This window comes from Agarivorans sp. (assembly GCF_050295395.1).
In the GTDB taxonomy this organism is placed as follows: Bacteria; Pseudomonadota; Gammaproteobacteria; order Enterobacterales; family Celerinatantimonadaceae; genus Agarivorans.
Genome location: NZ_JBNKPP010000084.1, coordinates 1 through 2,506 on the forward strand (window position 1 = coordinate 1; position 2,506 = coordinate 2,506).

1 protein-coding gene is annotated in these 2,506 nt (G+C 43.5%); it reads right to left on the reverse strand.

Annotated elements, in window-relative coordinates:
* A partial coding sequence (locus ACQY6Q_RS04835) for an SLBB domain-containing protein (protein WP_427978522.1) occupies positions 1-2,506 on the reverse strand: 2,506 nt, incomplete at both ends.

A 2,506-nucleotide genomic window follows, 5' to 3' on the forward strand; every position in this document is an offset into this window, starting at 1 on the left:
TTAATGGCGTTAACCGCGACACCAATTTGATACATAATCTGAGTAACAGCAGTCCAAGTACTTAAGCTATCACGGTAGTCGGTGTCAATTGGCACCACAATTGTATCTCCGGGTTGCAGCGGTTGTTTGTTATTCTTAAACCAAAAGCCAGATTCGGGTTTATACACTGAGCCGTTAGCGCGCACTACAAATACACGGTCTTCATCAGCTTGCTTTTTAGCTCCGCCAGCAAAGTTAATGTAATCTTTGAAGTTGTATTGCTCATCAAGCAAGTAGGAGGTGGAAATTTGCACTTCGCCCATAATCGTAACGGTATTACGATACTGAGGCACATACAGCATGTCTTGGTCTTCAAGCATGAAGTCTTTGGTATCATCTTCAGCTAAAATGGCCGGTAAATCGACCACCATGCGGCCAAGCCCTTTAGTTGCGCTCATCTCTTCAATTAATGCCAGCTGCTCTGCCGGGCTAGAGCTAGAAGAAAAGCTGCCAGGACCGGTTTGGCGTAAACTTTTCTTCGCCACCTCTTGGCGAATACTCTCTGCATAGGCATCGATTTGTCGCTGTTCACGAATACGTAAGGCTTCACGAGTAAATACCGCGCCGTCCTCGTGAGCATACTCGGTAAGCCCACCAGCACGTTTCACCAAATCACCTAAGGTTTCACCACGCTTAATCACATAAGTACCGGGGAAGCGCACCTCACCTTGTAAGCTTACTGTGCGCTGTTTGCGTAAATTAGGAATAGATAATACGTTGAGCCTGTCTCTGGATTGCAATAGCAAGTTTTGATTTAAATCGTTGGCCATTACCGCATTTAGGTCTAAACGCAATAAACTGACTTCGGCATTATTATTAATTACCGTAGTTCGAGTTAATTCACTATGCGCGGCATAGGCTCCATTTTTTAAGCCACCCGCGGCAATAATCAAATCTTTAACGGTGTTTTTATCGGTAATGGGGTAAACACCAGGAAATTTTACTTCGCCAAACACTTCAACAACCATTAAATCATTGGTTATAGTTGCTTGCTCTTGTAAACGAATCAGCACTGCGGCCAATAACTTTTCTCTTGTAGAATTAAGCACCTTCGCCACTTCTTCTACCGTCATTCCGCTGGTTTTCGCAATACGTTTTATTGTTTCTGCTGAAGTAGCGGGGCGGGAATTAGTTAATTGAACTTTTGACTGAGAATAAGATCTAGCTTGAGCCTCCAACTGAGCTTTCTCTTCGCCAACCACTTGGTTAGCTAATTGCTCAGTACTCTCCATTTGAGCATTAACGCTAGCATCGTCAGCACTCAATACATCTTTTTCCTTAGCGCCCACTTGAAAGGCTTCACTGAACAAGTCTAAATCGTACTTAGTAAAAACTAAGATTTCGTCTTCAGCCTGTAGAAGAATGTTATCACTTGATTGTTGATTGGTAATCGCTTCAGCTAATGATACTTGCAATACCTTGATGTGTTGCTCAGGGGTTTTTCTCACCACCAAACTATAGTCTAAATCACTACTATTATTTAAGCTGCGATGAATATTGGGAAACAAATCAGCGATACGCTGACCTTCCCGCCACTGATAACGCCCAGCTCGCGCCACATTCCCTTTCACCGTAACGTAATTGGGAGTGCGCTTAGCCACCTGTTCAATGGTTAAAAAATCACCATTTTTTAATTTTTTGTGAAGGTCTTGATTGTCATTTAAATCAAGCGTCATTAAATCAATTAAGCCTTCTTCGGTAATGCGCTCCAAACGCACTGAGCTTTTATAGGCTTTGGTTGTATAGCCGCCAGCTAATGCGATTAAACCTTGTACATTCTCCTGGCCGGATAACTCATAAATGGCGGGACGAACCACTTCACCCTCAACCGATACGGTATTGCCCAAAGGACCAACAAAAATCACATCGCCGCCGCGTAACTGTAGATCGTTGCTGGTATCACCCTTAATCAATAACTCGTATAAATCAAAACGGCTAATTAACTTACCGTCTCTTAATAAACGAATATCACGTAAACTACCTTGCTGATTAATCCCACCGCTGGCGTACAAGGCATGAGTAATGGTAGACATAGAGCTAACGAGGTATTTACCCGGTTGGTAAGCGTCACCCAAAACAAATACTTCAATGGTACGCAAATCACCCATGGTAACACTGCTGCGCACGCCTATTTTCTTTTCTTGAATCTGCTGGCTTATCAGCTCTCGTACTTCTTCGAAGGTTAGCCCTGCAACATTAACCGGCCCCAATTCAGGGAAACTAATGCTGCCTTGTCGATTAACTTTAAACTCGAAACTGCCGTTCTCTTTACCAAAGAGCTGTACGTTAAGCGTATCGCCAGGCCCTAAGCGATAATCAGCGGTAACCGGAATATTATTTAGCGGAGCAAAGGTGGTGGGTTGAGTGGCGAATACATCCAAACCAAAGCGTTCTAAAGATTTAGCCTGTCCTGCACTGTTCTTTTCAGCTAACACATCTTCTTGTTGTGTGACTTGACGCTTTTCAG